This window comes from Mesomycoplasma hyopneumoniae J (assembly GCF_000008205.1).
Taxonomy (GTDB): Bacteria; Bacillota_I; Bacilli_A; order Mycoplasmatales; family Metamycoplasmataceae; genus Mesomycoplasma; species Mesomycoplasma hyopneumoniae.
The window spans coordinates 161,263-178,459 of sequence record NC_007295.1 but is presented as its reverse complement, the minus strand read 5'-3'; the positions used below and the strand labels follow the sequence as shown (position 1 = coordinate 178,459).

The window sequence follows — 17,197 nt, the reverse complement described above, 5'->3', positions numbered from 1 at the left end:
TAGAGGTGTAGTTCAATGGTAGAACAACGGGCTTCAACCCCGTATGTTGCGGGTTCGACTCCTGTCACCTCTGCCATTTTTTTTATTTTTTTAATTGAAAAAAATGGCAAAAAATTGCATTCGCGCTCGCAATATTTAATGATTCAAAATTTATGGGTATATAAATTTTTTTATCCGCTAGTTTATTTAGTTTTTTTGAGACTCCTTTACCTTCATTTCCAAAAATTATTGTATATGATTTTTCTGGAATTACTTTAAAATCCATAAGATTTTGAGCATCTTTTTCAAGTGAGCTGATAATAATTTCTTGTTTTGGCCCAAATTTAAAAAAATCTGAAATATTTTTTAAAAAGTAAATATTTGCCATAAAAATCGCGCCTTTAGAGGCAGAAATTGTTTTAACATTATAAAGATCAACACCTGAATAAACAAGGTCAAAACCGAAGCTATAACAATTTCGAATAATTGTTCCTAAATTTCCCGGATTTTGAATATTTTCAAGAATTACAAGTCGTTTTGAGTCTAAAAAATCCTTTATTTTACGTTGTTTTTTTGATTTACAAACTGCGATTACTTCTGATGGACTTTTGTGCTGGGATAATTTTTCAAGAATTTTTTGAGAAACTATTACCACATCAACATTAACTTTTTGGTACTTTTCAACATTATTTTTTGTTGTAAGAATTCTCAAAACTAAACCTGCATTGATAGCTGATTCAATATCTTTTTCACCTTCTACTACAAATTTATTTCATAAATTACGGTATTTTTTTAATTTTAATTTACCTATTTCTTTTATAATTGGGTTATTATAAGAAGTAATTTTTTTAATTTTCATCAAGATAATTTGTTCCTTTTTGTACCTCGAATCGTGATAATTTTTTGAAATTTAATTGTCTGTGGAATTCATATGCTATAATTACAACTGTGTTTGCTAAATTTAATGAACGAGCTTTCGCGATCATTGGTATTCTGAGGCATTTTTCTTTGTTTTTTTTCAAAATTTCAATTGGAATGCCGGTAGATTCACGGCCAAAAACAAAAAAAATATCTTTTTTTGTTTCGATTTCAGTGTAAAAATCAACTTCAGTGTACAATTTTTGGCCATAACGGGTAATAAAAAATAGATTTTTTTGACCGTATTTTTCAGAAAAATTTTGCCAATTTTTATGTATCTCATGCTCAATCTCAGATAATAAAATTCCCGCAGCCGGTCTTTTTAAGTGTTTTGGCTCTAAATCAAAGGCAATCGGCATAATAATATGCAGTTTTAGTCCAGCAACAAAACAAGAACGAATTATATTGCCGGTATTAGGGCCAATTTCGGGTTGAAATAAAACAATATTAATCATTTATTAGTTCCATATTTGTTATATAAGTGGCAATTTTATTATTATTATTATTATTATTATTATTATTATTTCCTTTTAGAAAAAAATCATATTCAAGCAAAATTAAATTTGAGCTATGCTCAAATTTTTTCAAAAAAGTACTAACCATCACTTCGGTTCCATTATTAAAAAAAACATTGTCCACTTCCTTATTTAGTTCAAAAAATAAAGTATTTTCCCCGGAAAATACAGTTAAATTTTCATCTAAAATTTCAAGCCTTATCATAGTGTTATTTTCGGGGTTTAAAGTTTCATAGACAAGCATTTCCGAATTATTTATTTTTTCTTTTGTGACAGTAATTGGGCTAATAAATTCAATTATTTTTTCAATTTTACTATCTAGATTAATGCCTGAAAAAAATTTTACTTTCATTTTAATAGTCTTTTTTCAATTATCTTTTTTCCTAAAAGCCAAATTGCTCTTGCCAATTCTGGTCCTGAGTTTGTAAAAGTTGTTGCAAGTCTGATTGGAAGAAGCAAATTTTTACCTGTAATTTCAAGTTTTTGTCCAATTTCTTTGATTAAATCATTAATTTTTGTATAATCTCAATTTTGATAATCAATTTTGCTGGCAAAAATTTTAACCGGTTTTTTGTCGAGTTTTTCAAAAATTTCTAACATTTTTTCATCCATCTCTTGTTTTGGTCTATGAAAAAATTCAAAATTTTTGTAAAAGTCAGCATATTTTATACTACTCTTTTGAAAAGTTTCAACAAAAAATCGGTTTCAAATTTGATTATCAGAGAGTTCTAAATTTTCAAGAATTTTATCAACTGGCATTTTAGAAATATATGATTTTGAAAATCAATTTAATTTTTCAATATCAAAATGAGAAGGCGCCTTTGAAAGTCTTTTATAATCAAACGCCTTAATTAGACTTTTATGGTCAAAAAACTCTTGTGAATCAGGACTTGTTCATCCTAAAAGTGCTAGAAAATTAAAAAATGCCTCGCTATGATAACCTTGATTTTTGTAATCCTCTATAAATTGGAACAAATTTTTATCACGTTTTGACAGTTTTTTGCCATTTTTGTCAGTAATTATTGTAAGATGCCCGAATTTAGGAGTTTTTCAATTAAAAGCCTGATATATTCCAATTTGTTTTGGGGTATTTGAAATATGTTCTTCACCTCTAAAAATATGACTTATTTCCATATCAAAATCATCAACTACAACAGCAAAATTATAAGTAGGAAAACCATCGGATTTTATAATTACTCAGTCACTAATTGCACTTCCTTCAAAGCAAATTTGTCCGCGAACTAGGTCATTTCAGCAAAAGTTTTTGGCCTTATCAACCTTAAATCGGATTACAAAATGCTTGTTTTTTAAGCGTTTTTGTTTTTCTTGATCTGAAATTTTTAGTCAGTTTTGATCATAACGGAAACTAAAAATCCCTTTTGCAATTTGTTCTTTTTTTTGAAGTTTAAGCTCTTCTTGATTATCAAAAGCATAGTAGGCAAAACCTTTTTTTATAAGTTCTTGGGCTAATTTTTGGTAGCGTTCTAATTTTTCTGACTGACGATAAGGCCCAAATTTTGTTTCTGAACCCGGTTTTTCATCCGGAATTATCCCAAGTCATAAAAGATTTTCGATCTGCGACTTTTCTCCATCTTTGATATTTCGTGAATTATCACTGTCTTCGATCCGTAAAATAAAATCCCCGTTATGATGTTTTGCAAAAAGGTAGTTAAAAAGCGCAGTTCTGGCCCCACCAATGTGTAAAAATCCGGTCGGTGAAGGAGCATAGCGAGTTCTTATTTTCATTAAATTCCTTTCAAAGTCAAATTTTTTAAAAACTAATTTTTAAAAAATGTTATAAATTCTTTACTTTTTTGCCGTTTTTTGTCAGTAAGCAAATCTTGTTTTCCCATTTATATCTTTTTCAATTATAAAATCAGGGTAGTTTTTCTTGAAAAAATCTTGACTATTATAGTCAATTTCAAAAAAAATTCAACCATCGTCGGCTAAAAAATTATCAATTTTTTCAAGAATTTTTTCATAGAATGAAAAAGGCTCAGGCCATGCAAACAAGGCGGTTTTTGGTTCAAAATTAAGCACTGAATTAGCTAGTTTTTCCTCTTTTAAATAAGGTGGATTTGCAACTATTATATTAAATTTTTGCTCAGGAATATTCGCAAAAAGGTCGGATTTTATGATATTTAGCTCTAAATTATTATATTTTGCATTAAGCTTTGCCTGAAGAATTGCCTCATCACTTATATCTGCCAGAGTTATTTTTGCATTAATAAATTTAGCAAGCGCAAGACCGATAAAACCTGATCCAGAACATAAATCAAGGACCAAATCACCTTTTTTTATTACTTTTTTTATTTTAAGAATTAATTCCTGGGTTTCATAACGCGGGATAAAAACTTTTTGATCAAGGAAAATTTTAACGCCTTCCATTTCAATAAATCCAATAATTTTTTGGATCGGATAGTCCAGTTCTAACTTTAAATTTTCCAATTTTGAGATCTTAAGAGGTAAATTATATCGTTGTTTTTCTTTTAAAAGTTCTAATTTGCGCTTATTTATTAGCATAATTTTGTAGAATTAGTTCCGTTTTTTCTTGGGCAAGTAAGGCTTCAATTATTGGATTTAGGCTCCCTTGAATTATTGGTTTTAGTGAGGTAGAAAAATTAATTCGATGGTCTGTTAGTCGATCTTGGGGATAATTATAAGTTCTAATTTTTTCAGAACGAGCTCCTGAACCTGCTAATTTACGAAAATCTGACTGTTTTTGCTGTTGTTTTTGCAGTTCAAGATTATAAATTTTGGACTTGAGAATTCCCATTGCAATCTCTTTATTCCCAATTTGCGATCTTTCATCCTGTGAAGTTACGACAATACCGGTGGGAATATGGGTTATCCGGACGGCTGAATCCGTTGTATTTACCGATTGACCCCCTGCTCCTGAAGATCGATAGGTATCAATTTTTAGATCAGAAGGGTTAATTTCAATCTCAATTTTTTCATCAATTTTTGGCATAACCGTAACTGTTGCAGTTGAGGTATGAATTCGCCCCATTGTTTCAGTTGCAGGAACTCTTTGAACCCGGTGAACTCCAGATTCAAATTTTAGTTTTGAGTAAATTTTTTGACCTGAAATTTGAAAAATAATTTGACTAAACCCGCCTGCTAAAGCAAGTGAGGAGCTTAAAACTTTTACTTTTGCTTTTTGGGAATCAGCTCATTTATGATACATCTTAAAAAGATCGCCGACAAAAATGTTTGCCTCATCGCCGCCAGCCGCCCCGCGGATCTCAACAATTACGTCCTTTTCGTCATTTTTATCTTTTGGGAGCATTAAAATTAACAATTTTTTTTCATATTCTTCGATGTTCTTGCTCATAGTTGCAATTTCTACTTTTGCAAGCTGGATTAATTCTGGATCATCTTCCTGAATTAAAATAGTTTTTGCATCTTCAAGAACTTTTTGATCATCAAGAAATTTTTGAAAAACTTCAATAATTTCACTAATACTAGCAATCTCCTTTGCAATCTGTAGATACTGTTTTTGGTCATTAAGGATCTGATCTGTTTCTAAAAGTTGCTTTAAATCCTGATACTTCTGATGAATTTTCATCAGAGAATTAAACATTTTTTTTTCCATAATTAGTTAAAAAACATTTAGTTTTGTTTTTTTAAAAGCCAAAACTAAATGTTTGAATTTTCTTTTTCTATGAAATTATCAAATTTGATTCACCTTGCTGAATGTGCGAGTTTTTCGAGTTCTTTTGGATCCTCAAGGCTAAAAACTTTTTCCTGTCTTGCATCAAGATCGGTTGGATATCCTGAGTCTGTGCGAGTCATTTTGCTAAAATTGTCGGATTTGAGTCAGTTTTTAGACCAATTGGATCAAATTGGCCAATTCCTTTTACAAGCTGGTTTTGACCAGGTAAAGTTGGCGGGAAATATCCGCCCCAAAAAATTCCAAGAACTTGATTATATTCATTGACTACAAGCGAACCCGACATTCCATGACCACCACGAAGACCAGGGAGCGAAATTGAGTTGGCCCCTTGAAATTTTTTTATTGAATCCTCCTGGCGAAAATCAGTTTCTTTAAGAATTCCATTAGTTGTAATAAATGCATTTTTGTTGTCGGTAATTCAAGTAAATCCACCTAAAAATCCACCTAAATAAGCATGTAAGGGTAGTGCTTTTTTGATTTTGTCTGTAATTTTTTCTTGGGTTGCCTTTGTAAAATTAGGCACTAATTTATCAGTAACTAAAAAATCAAGCGGCGATTTTTGATAATTTTTAACTGCATCAGGAATATTTTTTATATATGAAGGTTGACCAAAAAAATCAAGATCAAGAAAAGGGATGCCGAAATTAAAAGAATTTTTTTTGACTTTATCTTCTGGAAAAGTAATTTCGATGATTGCAAAATCACGGAATTTATCCTTGTCAGGCATATTAAGCCCGATTGGATTAATTTTTAAATTTTCCCAAAATTTCTTTGATTCACTAGTGATATACTGAAAACCTTCAGGTCCTAGATAATCTTTTTTATTTGCAGTTTTTGCAACACGATCAAAACGACGGAATAAATTTGTATCATCAAAACTGATTGTATCAAGATTTTTAAGGCTGCCATCAAGGAGGTATGAAAATGAATAAACTTGGTCAGGTTTATTGAGTAAATCAGCAATAACGTGTAAATTTGTCGCTAAATAATAAGTATTTGTTGGTAGAAATTTTCCTGGATTCTTTGGGTCTTTTTTTAATTTTCGATCAAAAACTCAAGCGGTTCCTGATGTAATTTTGCTTGTATTTGTTTTTGTTTGGCGATCATATTCATTCGAACGGAGTTGAATTACAAGCGATCTTGCACGAAGCGAGCTATTTATTGAATCTTTTTCAAGAACTTTTGCCCCAAAATCAGCGATAATATTTTTACTTTCAGTTTTTTGGCTAAATTTAATTTTTACTTGATAATAATCCTGAAGTGAATTTCCAAAATAGAAACTAATACCAGTCTCATCAATTTTAAAATCAACTAATGAGGCAAATTTATAGTTAAATTTTTCAAAACTTTTCAAATTATTAGTGTTTTTAAATAATTCCTCTGATGAAAGCGCTTTTTCTACTGCTTTGCCAAAAAGCGGTCATAAAAGTGAATCACTTGAAGAATTTAAACTTTCGGAAATACTCTGTAGTTTTTCAGCAAGATCGGCTGTTTTTGGTAATTTATATCAAGAATCAAGATAGTCAAAGTCAATTTCCCTAGTAAATTCCTCACTTGAAAAAATTTTATCATAGGAATTAAAACCTTCAACTTTAATTACCTGACCCGGACTGATTGATCCAGAAGTTAGACTAGTTTCTTTTTTATTTAAAATAATATAAAAATCACCATTTTGGTCATTTGCAAGCGAAGGAACAATTTTAATATCATAATTTTGATAGTTAAAATCACCAAAATTAATAAATTCAGCTAGTGATTGACTCTGATTTATGTGAGAATTTATAAGAAAAGAAGGTAAAAAATTCGCATATTTTTCTTTTAATTTAAAGCTTTTATTTTCGGTTAATTTATTAAATCCAGGGTTTGCTTTGGTCTTTAATTTTACAATTTTTGAGACATAATTATTAAAAGAATCATGATAAATTGATAAAATTACATCGATTTCACCAGTGTTTTTATCATAGGAATTTTTTAGAATGGTAGCTTTTAGATAATAGAAATTTTTGACCCTTAAACGGTAAGGATTTTTGGCAATTTTGGCAATATTAGGCGCTGAGACATCAGATTCAGGTACATCAAATTGATCAGAATTTCGCAACTTGTTAATATCCAATTTTTCAAAATTGGATGGGAGATTTAAAAAATCCCAAATATCTGCATTAGAATCAAGTTTATTAACATCAAAATTTTTTTCATCTTTTAAAGTTAGGGTATTAATATTCTGAAAAGCTGTTGCAATTCGCTGTTTATATGCAAAAATTCCGGTTATTTCTGTCTTAAATCCCGAAATGAGAAAATTTTTGCTTTGAACTAACCGGTCTGAACCTTTTTCGAAAGCATCAACCTTAATTTTAATGGCCCCATAATCATCATTTACCGAATTAGGATCAGCCTTAATTTGGATATCAAATTTTTTATTAAGGTCATAATTATCGACTCCCGGAATAAAACTTCAAAGAATTGCTGAATTTAAAAGCTTACCTTTTTCCTTAGCAATTTGTGAATTAATTTCATTTAGACTATTTTCATTATTTAAGAAAGTTATTTGTTTTAAAAATTCAGATGCCTTAATTTTTTCAAATCTTGACCTAATTCGCCCACTAATAATTGAATCTAGTGGTTTTTTAGGATTTAGTTCTTGATCTCAAGGATTATTTTCGCCAATCTCGGCAACTAATCCACCTATTTTTTTGACCGCTCCAAAAGGCGTGCAACCTATAGCAGTCAAAAAAAATGGCGCTGTTAGTAGCGGTATAATTCTAAATAAAAATTTTTTTCAAGTTTTCTTTTCTTTTTTAGCCATCATTGGTATAATTATAATATAATTTAAGTTAAATTTGATATTTTTTTTGATTTTCACAAAGGCTCATTGGTGGAATGGTAGACACGGCAGACTCAAAACCTGCTGCAGCAATGCGTATCGGTTCGAGTCCGATATGAGCCACCAAAATAATTTTTATAACCTTTTTTTAATTTTTTTTAAATTATATAAATAAGAAAAATTAAAAAAGGGTTAATTTTATTTTTTCCAAGCTCAAATTTAGCCTTGAAAAAATAAAGATTTTTAAGCTTTAATTTTTTTGCTAAAAATTAAAAAAGTACTATAAATTTATAGTACTTTTTTAAAATCATAGGATAAAAATATTAAATTTATAGAGAGATTTTTAAACTGTTTTTCCTAAAAAATTAAATATTTTTAATTGCATCCTGATAAATTTTATCAATGATTGCAACTGATTTGGCAAATTTTTCTTTTTCTTTATCATTAAGACTAATCTCAATAATTTTTTCAATTCCGTTTGCTCCTAAAACAACTGGAACTCCGATATTTACTCCGTGAAATCCGTATTCTCCTCGTAAATTTGCTCCGGCAATCATAATATTTTTTGTATCTTTGATAATATTAGAAACTATTTTGGCAATAGCTGCACCAATTCCATAAAATGTTGCCCTTTTACGATTAATAATTTCATAAGCCCGGCGAGAAACTGGATATTCAAGTTCTTTTTCGTAATTTGAGCTATCAATTCCGGTTAGTTTAGAATAAGCACAGAAACATTCACCGGCAATTTTAATATTTGAATAAGCAACAAAAGATGAATCACCATGTTCACCCATCACGTAGGCCTGAACCGAATTAGGCGATACTTTTGCTCTTTTTGCGATTGCAAATTGAAGCCTTGCTGTATCTAAAACAGTTCCACTACCGATAACTTTTTGATCGGAAAATCCAGATGCATCCCGGTAAGCCCTTGTAATTATATCAACAGGATTAGCAACAATAATACTTATTCCACTAAAGCCACTTTCTTTGACTTTTAGTGCAATTTCCCGGATAATTCGGATGTTATCAGCTACTAATTCAAGCCGAGTTTCACCCGGTTTTTGTGGTCTTCCCGCTGTAATTACAATAAAATCAGCATCTTTTAGATCTTTATATTCATAACGGGAGACACTAATCGGAAAAGGCAAAGAAGCTGAGGCATCTTCAAAATCAAAAGCATTACCATCGGCAAAATCAGGATTAATATCAATAATTCCATACTCGGATGCAAGTCCTTGATTCATTGCTGCATAAAGGAAGGAATTTCCGACATTTCCAGCACCAATTAGAGCTATTTTAATAGGTTTCATAAGTTTGATTTCTCCTTTTTTGTTAAATTTTTTCATTGATAGATTTAATTTTTTTTAATTAAAAACAAGTAATGATAATTTTTTTCTTATTTTTAATTAAAACGAATCAAAAATGAAATTTTTTTTATTTTTTGATTCGTTCAATTTCAGAAAAACTACGTATTTTTAATAATTTTTTATATTCTGGATTTGGTTCCTTTAAAAGGGCTAAACCAATTGAAGAAACAAGTGAGAAAATAATAATGAGAATATAAGCTCCAAGAGCATAACCATCGACATTATTTAGTTCTAATTTTTTTAGATCAATTCCTGGTGGCGTGTTAACTAATGATGTAATAATCGTTGCGATTGTAAAAGCGGTATAGCCAAGACCCCAAATTAGACCGAACTGAAAACCAACACGGTAAGGGTTTGAGCCTTTATATTCATGAGGTAAATTTAGCATAACACCTTGAATTCCTCAAAGACAAATTCCCATAAAAAGGCCCAAAAATAAGAACAATCAAGTTCAACCATCCGTATAAGATTTTGCATATTCATAATTTTTTCCAACTTTTAAAACAAAAACAACAGTTGCAAGCACATAAAAAAATACGCCAAGAGTTATAATTGTTGATATATATTTACGTCTTTGTAGCTGATATTTGGATAAAAGTCCGATTGTAAAAGGTCCAAGAAACATTCCTGCTAGAAAGAAGATTAGAAAAACAGAAATTTTATCATTAAAAGTTCCATCACTATCACCTATTAACCGATGAAAAATTGGTTTTGAAAAAGTAAAAGGAAAAACGACTGCCACAAGTCATGAACCATATAAAATTGTTCAATATCAAGTATCTTTTTGTTTGAAAAATGTAGCTAAACTCAGTTTTTCCTGTTTGTTTCTTTTTTCTATATTTGAAGGATAAAGATCAAATTTAGTACCTAAAATGATATATCCAATTAATGGAATTAAGGTAAGAAGCCCGATAACTAAAAAGACAATTTGTCAATTATCACGAAAAGCTTCCTGAGCCTCTTGACCAATAATTCCTGCAAAAGGAATAAGCGTAATTATTGTTCCAATTGGATAAAAAAAAGGGGAAAACTGTGAAATAACAGCTTTTTGCCTTTGATTTAAATAATTTGAGACAACTGGTTGAATTAAAATAATCTGCATTGTTCCGCCAATTGCAAAAATTGTTCTAAGAATTATAAACCCGGCATAAGTTGGTGAATAAGGGGCAATAATTCCAAAAAGCATAAAAAATAAAGACAAAATTACTGTATATTTATGCGAAATTTTCACAATTAATCAACCAACAAGAACTGATCCAATTCCACGACCAATTGTGATACCCCAGTTAACTGCTTGATTTACAACGGTTCCTGGGGCTTCATTAGCATTTGGAAAAAAGTGACCTAAATAACCACTTATTCCCGCTTTACCGTTAAGTCCGGCAGAGGCAAAACCTCAATTCATTACAAAAATCATATAAGCAAAAACGATTAAAGCTCATAAAGTTATTCCAACTCCAAAGCTTAATTTTTTTTCTTTTACGTTTTTTGTCGCGAAGTTTAAAATAAAATTTTTTTTCATATAATTTATGATTTCTTAAAATTCTAACATTTAATTACAAGGGGGGTTAATCTCGCCCCCTTTTGTAATTATAACTTAAAAAATAGCAAAAATCATTCAAAATTAACAAAAAATGATTTTTTATATAATTTTATTCAGAAATTTAATAGCTTATGAATAAAATTATATTTAAATTCAGGATAAATTTAGCTTTTTAACTGATTATTTTTAATTTAATTTAATTTATTTTAGTTGTATCAAAACGATCTGTTGTCTGTAAAATTCTTGTAGCTGAATATCAAAAATTCACCTTTGATTTAGCAACTTCTTCTAGGATTGCTTTTTTTTCAATTGTAAAAATAATTGTCTCTACACGTCACTGCTTCTGACTTGTATAGCCGGATATTCCTTCTCAAATATTATAGGAGTGTCAGTATTTGATTGATTTAAAATGCTTAATAATTTTTTCGGGTTCGTTTGTATAAATTTGTAAAAGTAATTTACCATATTTTGGATAAATTCGGCCTACAATCGTAGAAGATACGATTAGATAGAGAAAAAGAGCAAAAAACTTTTGCCCAAAAAGTTGGCCATTAACTTGAGCAGGTTGGAAAAAATATAGTAAAACAAGTGAAAAAAGTCCAAAAAATATCGAAATACTAAACATTATTTTTTCGATTGGTTTGCGGTATTTTAAAGCAATAAAATAAGTTATAAAATCAGTTCCGCCTCCTGAACCGCCAAATTTTCAGGCAATTCCAATCGACCAGCCTGATAAAATTCCTCCAATAATTGTATAATAAAATAAAGTTCAGGAATCTTTTATTTCCTTAATTAGAATATTTTTAACAAAAAAATCCCGAATTGGACTATCAAGTGAAAACACTTGATTTCAGATAATCTGAAAAAAAAGTCAAAAAAAAGTAAGATATGAAAAGCTTTTATTTGAAACTTTTACTAGCGTAAAAATTAATAAAGGAAGATTAATTGCGAAATAGATTACCGCAAAAGATCAACTAACATCAACATTGTAACGTGAATTAACAATTATTGTAATTAAAGCGGGAATTGCCGATAAGCCAGTTGGCACCGTTTTTGCAAATCCAAGAAAAAAAGCAACACCTAAAGTAAAAAGAATTGATGAAAAAGCCATCATTGTAATTGATAAGGTTTTTCGTTTTCAAAAGTTTTTAAGGTTAATTTTATCTTGATTAAATTGAAAAATTTCACGTTCTGCACGTGTAATTAGCCTTTTTTTTAGGCATCTGGCAAAATTGTGTTTTTTTTGACTAGGGCAATGACAGGAGCCCTTTTTTAATGCCTTATTTTCTTGAGAAGCCATAGTGATTTTTACCTATTTTTTTATTAAATATATATAAAAACCACTAAACACAACACTTCTCGATATGGCTGCTATATTTCTATCCTGACCAGGTTACAAGGTTATTATTTTAGTGGCATATTAATTATACCATATTTTTTGAATTTTCCAAAGTTTTTTCTAATTTTTTTTGGAAAAATTTAATGCTAAAAAAATTAGAATAATATTATATAATTAAAATAAAAAAAATTAAGAAAAAACAAGGAAATACAATGATAAATTCACAAAGTAATAACATTTTAGATAATTGAAATTACCCTTTTGTAATTAACAGGAATCCCTTTAGCAAAATTCATATTGTTTTTTGTCATGGTTTTAATTCAAATCATAACGTATTTTCAAGCACAATTGACTCAATAAGTAAAAAAATCCCACTAAATTATTATAGTTTTACTCTCCCTGGAAATAATTTAACACCAGCTAGCGAAGACCAACTTTATTTAGAATATTATGCGGATTTAACAGTTAGTTTTATTAAAAAATTAAATTTAAAGGAGGTTATTTTAGTCGGACATTCGATGGGAGCAGCAATTGCAGCATTAATTTATAAAAGAATCCCTAAAATGATAGTAAAAATTGTTTTTATTGCACCAATGAATAAGGCAAACTTACCCCTAAAAGATTTTTTTTATGAAAAATTTTTTCCAAAAACACCAGAAGAAATGCTTGAATTTATGCCAATTTATGAATATGACAAAGAAAAATATAAAGATCCTAAATATTTAAAATGAGCAAAAAGTCTCTATAATTACGAGTATTTTAATAATTTTAATATTGTTTCATTAGCACAAAATCTGCTAAAAAATAATATGATGGACCAAATTGAGCAAGCCCTAAAATCAATAAAAATCCCAACACTTTTAGTTTTAGGTCAAAGAGATGGAATTGTATTACAGCAAGAGACAAAAACATATTTTGAGTCACTAATTCCAAAGGTTCAAACAGAGATAATTCCTAAAACAGGGCATTTAATTTATAGCGAAAATCCTGAATATTTTAATCAAATTTTTAGTGACTTTATAAAAAAAACACTATAAAAACAAGTGTTTTTTTATAAAGCAACTTCTAAGTTTTTAAATTTTTGAAAATTAAAAACTTGGTTTTAAAAACCAAATTTTCTTATTTTAAAATAATTTAAAATTTTTATTAATTATAATTATTTATTTGCTTTTAGACTTAAAAATTAAACTACCTAACTAAATTATTCCTTGATTTATAGTATTTTTCTGATTTTTAAACAATTAAAAAAAGACACAAAAGTGTCTTCTTTTAAAATAATTTTTTAGACAATAATTATTTAGCCATTACTACTGTTGCGTATTTGCGTTTTCTTATTTTTTGGAATTTAACAATTCCATCAACAAGGGCAAATAAACTATCATCATTGCCAATTCCAACATTTTTACCTGGATAAATTCTCGTTCCTCTTTGGCGATAAATGATTGAACCTGTAAGAGCAAATTGGCCATCACCAATTTTTTGTCCCAATCTTCGCCCAGCCGAATCACGGCCATTTTTGGTCGAACCACCTGCTTTGGTCTTTGCCATTTTTTAAATTATCCTTTCAATTCCGTGATTTTTACTTTTGTAAATAGTTGGCGGTGCCCTAATTTTCTTTTATGGGTAGATTTTGGATTATGGCGGTAGACAACAATTTTTTTTGCTTTTCCTTGTTTTTCAATAATACCAGTAACACTGGCATTTTCAACATAAGGAGTACCAATTTTACCATTAATAAATAAAATATCAGTAAAAGTTATAGTTTCTCCCTCGTTTTTGTCGATTTTTTCGACAAAAATTGTTTGATCTTTTTCAACTTTAAGTTGTCTACCACCGGTTTTAATAATTGCAAACATAAGCTTCTCCTTATGATTTTTTTCCTAAAGGTACTGAATTTTCAGATTTAAACCTTTTTGGTATGAGATGGTTTGAATAAACGCTAAAATTATAGCATTTTCTCTAAAAAAAGCAATAAAAAAATTTTTTTCTTGCTATAATTTTTGAAAATGGAATCAAAACTAAGTTTGAAAGCTTTTTTTATAATGAGTCTAAAAAAGCATATTTTCAAAAATTAATGGAAAAACTCGATGAAGAATATGAAAAATATCAAGTTTTTCCAAATAAAAAAGCTTTATTTCGCGCAATTGAATTAACAAATTTTGCAACTCTAAAAATTGTTATTATTGGCCAGGATCCTTATCATAAAAAAGGTCAAGCCGATGGACTTGCTTTTTCAACAAGAACAAAAATTTTGCCCCCTTCACTTCGAAATTTATTTTTGGAGATAAAAAATGCCTACCCAAACTTTTCAAAAGAAAACGGGAATCTTGAAAACTGGGCAAAACAAGGCGTTTTATTACTTAATCACGTTTTAACCGTGCGAAAATCCAGTCCCAATTCACATAAAAATATTGGATGGGAGGTTTTTAGTTCTAACTTAATCAACTTTATTGTAAAAAATAAAGTTGATATTGTTTTTTTATTATTGGGTAAAAAAGCAAAATTAGCAGTTAAAAATATTAACCTTGAAAAGCAAAAAGTTTTTGCCTATTCACATCCTTCGCCTTTTAGTTTCGCCAAATCGCTTAAAAATTCTATGGTTTTCCGCAAAATTAACGATTTTTTAAAAGAAAAAAAACGATTAGAAATTAATTGGAATTTATAAAAAAAAGTGTATAATTTTCTAAATTATATCATAAAAGAAAGGATTTTTTAAATGTCAATATTAGAAAAAATGAAAAAATATTGCGACATTGATGGTATGTCGCGTTATGAGGATGAAGTTGTTGCTGAATTAAAAAGATCAACAGAAAAACTTGATCTTGTCTATTCTCGTGATGGTTTTGGTTCCTTAATTATGCAGAAAAAAAATCCAAATTCTGGACCTAAAGTAGTCATTGCCGCGCATATGGATGAAGTTGGTTTTATCGTTTTAGATATTACTGAAAAAGGTTTTATCAAGGTTAAATCAATTGGCGGAATTTGAGGAAATGCGGTAATAGGGGCAAGATTTAAGTTAATTAGTTCATCAGGTCAGGAGTTTTTTGGGGTTGCTGGGCATACTTCAATTCATATTATGGAGAGATCTAAAATTGAAAAAGCCTTACTAGTAAAGGATCTTTTTTTTGATTTTGGTTTTAGATCTAAAAAAGAAGCTCAGGATTTAGGTGTTGAAATTGGTAATCGAATTTATTTTAATAATCCTAGTTTTTTGATGCAAAATCAAGATTTTTTTGCATCAAAAGCAATTGACAACCGCGCAGGCGTGGTTGTCATTGATGAATTAGCACATCGATTATATAATAAGGAATTAAAATCTAATCCGATTTTAGTAGGAACTGTCCAAGAAGAAGTTGGTTCCCGTGGGGCAAAAATGGTTGCAAAAATGATTAATGCTGATGTTGCTTTTGCAATCGATACAGGAGCATCCCATGATACTGAAGGCGCAATTCCTGGTGTTCAAAAACTAGGTGCAGGAGTGGCAATTGATATTGCCGATGGAGGCGCTTTAATGGACCCACGGTTAGTTGAAATTCTTTTTAGGATTGCCAAGGAAAGAAACATCCCGATTTATCGTTATGTTTCACAAGGAGGGGGAACTGATGCTGAAAAATTACAATATTCAGGTTATGGGACCCCAACAGTAAGTATTTCTGTTCCCCAGCGTTACCTCCATTCAACTTATGGTCTAATTAGTTTATCAGATATTAAAGCCGCAGTTGATCTAATCGAAGCTTTCATTCTTGAATATGGCCAAAAAGAACATCAAGAGTTAATATATAAATAATAGCCTGAAAAATAGTAATTTTTCTTAACTAATAAATAAAGTAAATTGGCTGTTTTCCAACTTTTTCAGTTTCTGCTTTAGCCATTTTTGAATCATCTCATTTAACAGTATTTCCATCGGCTTTTATCTCACCTGAACCGGTGGTAAAAGTTCGATAAATCGAAGCAATTCCGAGAATTGCAGGAGTTAATTTTGAAATTGCTGTTGCAAGACCAGAAATTCCTGCAAGAACTCCAGCTCCTCCATTCTCAGTTTTGTCTTTCTCGCTTAATTTAACTAAATTTTGATTTGGTTGGTTTTTCATCTCTCAACCTCCTTTCAGTCAATATTAAGTAAAAAAACCAAATTAGTTAAAAAAAGGAAAAAATTAGGAAAAAAGTGCAGTTTTTACTACTTAACCGTGAAATCGCAATTAAAATTATTAAAAACCAAGAATTTTTTTCGGGAAAAATTCTTGATTTATCCTCTTTGAATTTTGAAGAAATTGCTGATTTTGCCTTTTCGGGAATGGATTTGGAAATAAAAAAATTGATTTTACCTGACTCGCTATTAAAAATTGGCGAGTCAGCTTTTATGCTAAATAAAATTGAAAAAATTGTTTTTGGCGCTAATCTAGAAACAATTTTGGATTCAGCTTTTGAGTCCAATATGGTCAAAAAAATCGAATTTCCAAAGGGGATTCGTAAGTTAAATAGCTCTGTTTTTGCTAATAATAAAATAAAAAACCTTATAATTCCAAGTACAATTTCAGAAATTGCCTCTGATTGTTTTGCAGATAATTTGCTTGAAAAACTTGAATTTCATTTTGAAAATATTAGTGTTAATACATATGCCTTTGTCGGGAACTCACCAAAACAGGTCGATATTTTCGCTAGTTTTAGTGCTAAAAATGGTGAAGAAATCTTTGATTTTTATAAATTTAAATTTGATTTTTTAAATAATTTTGATAAATTTGATAATAGTTTTAAACTTGAAATTAAAAATTTGTCTCTTATGCAAATTTTGTTATCATTTAATTGGGAAAATTTAGAAACAATTAACCTCATTATTCCCGAAAATCAAGGCAAAAAACACTATGAGATCTTCATAAATAAGTCTAAAATGACTCAGAGAATGCAATTTGATGCTCTAGGAAATGTTTTTTTTAAAAAAATAGTAGAAATTTATTAGTAAATTTCTTAATTTTAGTTATAATTATTATTAATTAATTTGCACTTTTTAAACCATTTCAAAATACAAAATACGAGAA

Annotated in this window: 17 protein-coding genes, 2 tRNA genes and 1 other RNA gene; 6 read left to right on the top strand and 14 right to left on the bottom strand. The window is 29.4% G+C overall.

All coding sequences use genetic code 4. The annotated features are described in order from the left end of the window. Position 1: 1 nt before the first annotated feature. A tRNA-Trp gene (locus tag MHJ_RS00785) sits at positions 2-76 on the top strand. A 6-nt stretch (positions 77-82) separates the two neighbouring features. Here MHJ_RS00785 and MHJ_RS00780 read toward each other — a convergent pair. The 7 genes from MHJ_RS00780 to MHJ_RS00750 form a co-directional block, all read right to left on the bottom strand. Then, positions 83-841 (bottom strand): TrmH family RNA methyltransferase, encoded by a 759-nt coding sequence (locus MHJ_RS00780; protein ID WP_081430763.1) that lies wholly within the window; start codon positions 839-841, stop codon positions 83-85. Then, positions 828-1,352, bottom strand: coding sequence for a tRNA (cytidine(34)-2'-O)-methyltransferase (locus MHJ_RS00775; protein ID WP_044284593.1), 525 nt, complete (start codon positions 1,350-1,352; stop codon positions 828-830). The genes MHJ_RS00780 and MHJ_RS00775 overlap by 14 nt, the downstream gene beginning before the upstream one ends. Further along, on the bottom strand, positions 1,345-1,764 hold the full coding sequence (locus MHJ_RS00770) for a hypothetical protein (protein ID WP_044284592.1): 420 nt from the start codon (positions 1,762-1,764) through the stop codon (positions 1,345-1,347). The genes MHJ_RS00775 and MHJ_RS00770 overlap by 8 nt, the downstream gene beginning before the upstream one ends. Continuing rightward, a complete protein-coding gene (gene gltX, locus MHJ_RS00765; RefSeq protein ID WP_044284591.1) occupies positions 1,755-3,158 on the bottom strand; it encodes a glutamate--tRNA ligase in 1,404 nt (467 codons plus the stop codon). The genes MHJ_RS00770 and gltX overlap by 10 nt, the downstream gene beginning before the upstream one ends. A gap of 60 nt (positions 3,159-3,218) precedes the next feature. Beyond that, positions 3,219-3,935: a peptide chain release factor N(5)-glutamine methyltransferase gene (locus tag MHJ_RS00760; protein ID WP_020835579.1), complete on the bottom strand. Its 717-nt coding sequence runs from the start codon at positions 3,933-3,935 to the stop codon at positions 3,219-3,221. Next, on the bottom strand, positions 3,922-5,007 hold the full coding sequence (gene prfA / locus MHJ_RS00755) for a peptide chain release factor 1 (RefSeq protein ID WP_011283936.1): 1,086 nt from the start codon (positions 5,005-5,007) through the stop codon (positions 3,922-3,924). Before prfA ends, MHJ_RS00760 begins: the two co-directional genes overlap by 14 nt. Positions 5,008-5,074: 67 nt before the next feature. Next, a complete protein-coding gene (locus tag MHJ_RS00750) occupies positions 5,075-7,894 on the bottom strand; it encodes a DUF31 family protein (protein ID WP_237697229.1) in 2,820 nt (939 codons plus the stop codon). 57 nt (positions 7,895-7,951) lie between these two features. Here MHJ_RS00750 and MHJ_RS00745 point away from each other — a divergent pair. Beyond that, positions 7,952-8,035 (top strand) — tRNA-Leu (locus MHJ_RS00745). 239 nt (positions 8,036-8,274) lie between these two features. On the opposite strand, the gene MHJ_RS00740 is transcribed toward MHJ_RS00745, so the two are convergent. The 4 genes from MHJ_RS00740 to ffs all read right to left on the bottom strand — a co-directional run bounded on the left by MHJ_RS00740 (position 8,275) and on the right by ffs (position 12,246). Continuing rightward, on the bottom strand, positions 8,275-9,222 hold the full coding sequence (locus MHJ_RS00740) for an L-lactate dehydrogenase (protein ID WP_011283934.1): 948 nt from the start codon (positions 9,220-9,222) through the stop codon (positions 8,275-8,277). 124 nt (positions 9,223-9,346) lie between these two features. Further along, the gene (locus tag MHJ_RS00735) at positions 9,347-10,801 is read right to left on the bottom strand and encodes a hexose phosphate transporter (protein WP_016340193.1); all 1,455 of its coding nucleotides are present in this window, start codon (positions 10,799-10,801) and stop codon (positions 9,347-9,349) included. A gap of 217 nt (positions 10,802-11,018) precedes the next feature. Beyond that, on the bottom strand, positions 11,019-12,122 hold the full coding sequence (locus MHJ_RS00730) for a YitT family protein (protein WP_044284590.1): 1,104 nt from the start codon (positions 12,120-12,122) through the stop codon (positions 11,019-11,021). A 27-nt stretch (positions 12,123-12,149) separates the two neighbouring features. Continuing rightward, positions 12,150-12,246: signal recognition particle sRNA small type (ffs, locus tag MHJ_RS03615), an RNA gene on the bottom strand. Positions 12,247-12,373: 127 nt separating this feature from the next. Here ffs and MHJ_RS00725 point away from each other — a divergent pair. Next, positions 12,374-13,198 carry an alpha/beta fold hydrolase gene (locus MHJ_RS00725; protein WP_011206085.1) on the top strand — a complete coding sequence of 275 codons (825 nt, stop codon included), beginning with the start codon at positions 12,374-12,376 and terminating at the stop codon, positions 13,196-13,198. Between the two features lie 256 nt (positions 13,199-13,454). Here MHJ_RS00725 and rpmA read toward each other — a convergent pair whose 3' ends face one another. Next, positions 13,455-13,709 (bottom strand): 50S ribosomal protein L27, encoded by a 255-nt coding sequence (gene rpmA, locus MHJ_RS00720; RefSeq protein ID WP_011206086.1) that lies wholly within the window; start codon positions 13,707-13,709, stop codon positions 13,455-13,457. Between the two features lie 8 nt (positions 13,710-13,717). Next, positions 13,718-14,017: a 50S ribosomal protein L21 gene (rplU, locus tag MHJ_RS00715; RefSeq protein WP_011283930.1), complete on the bottom strand. Its 300-nt coding sequence runs from the start codon at positions 14,015-14,017 to the stop codon at positions 13,718-13,720. Between the two features lie 137 nt (positions 14,018-14,154). Between rplU and MHJ_RS00710 the strand changes: the two genes are divergently transcribed. Further along, positions 14,155-14,826 (top strand): uracil-DNA glycosylase, encoded by a 672-nt coding sequence (locus MHJ_RS00710; protein WP_318023745.1) that lies wholly within the window; start codon positions 14,155-14,157, stop codon positions 14,824-14,826. A 51-nt stretch (positions 14,827-14,877) separates the two neighbouring features. Further along, complete coding sequence (locus MHJ_RS00705) at positions 14,878-15,948, top strand: M42 family metallopeptidase (protein ID WP_011206089.1); 1,071 nt, start codon at positions 14,878-14,880, stop codon at positions 15,946-15,948. Between the two features lie 28 nt (positions 15,949-15,976). On the opposite strand, the gene MHJ_RS00700 is transcribed toward MHJ_RS00705, so the two are convergent. Further along, entirely contained in the window at positions 15,977-16,252 is a 276-nt protein-coding gene (locus MHJ_RS00700; RefSeq protein ID WP_041361572.1) for a hypothetical protein, read from the bottom strand. 74 nt (positions 16,253-16,326) lie between these two features. Between MHJ_RS00700 and MHJ_RS00695 the strand changes: the two genes are divergently transcribed. Next, positions 16,327-17,118, top strand: coding sequence for a leucine-rich repeat domain-containing protein (locus tag MHJ_RS00695; protein WP_014579648.1), 792 nt, complete (start codon positions 16,327-16,329; stop codon positions 17,116-17,118). Positions 17,119-17,197 lie beyond the last annotated feature (79 nt).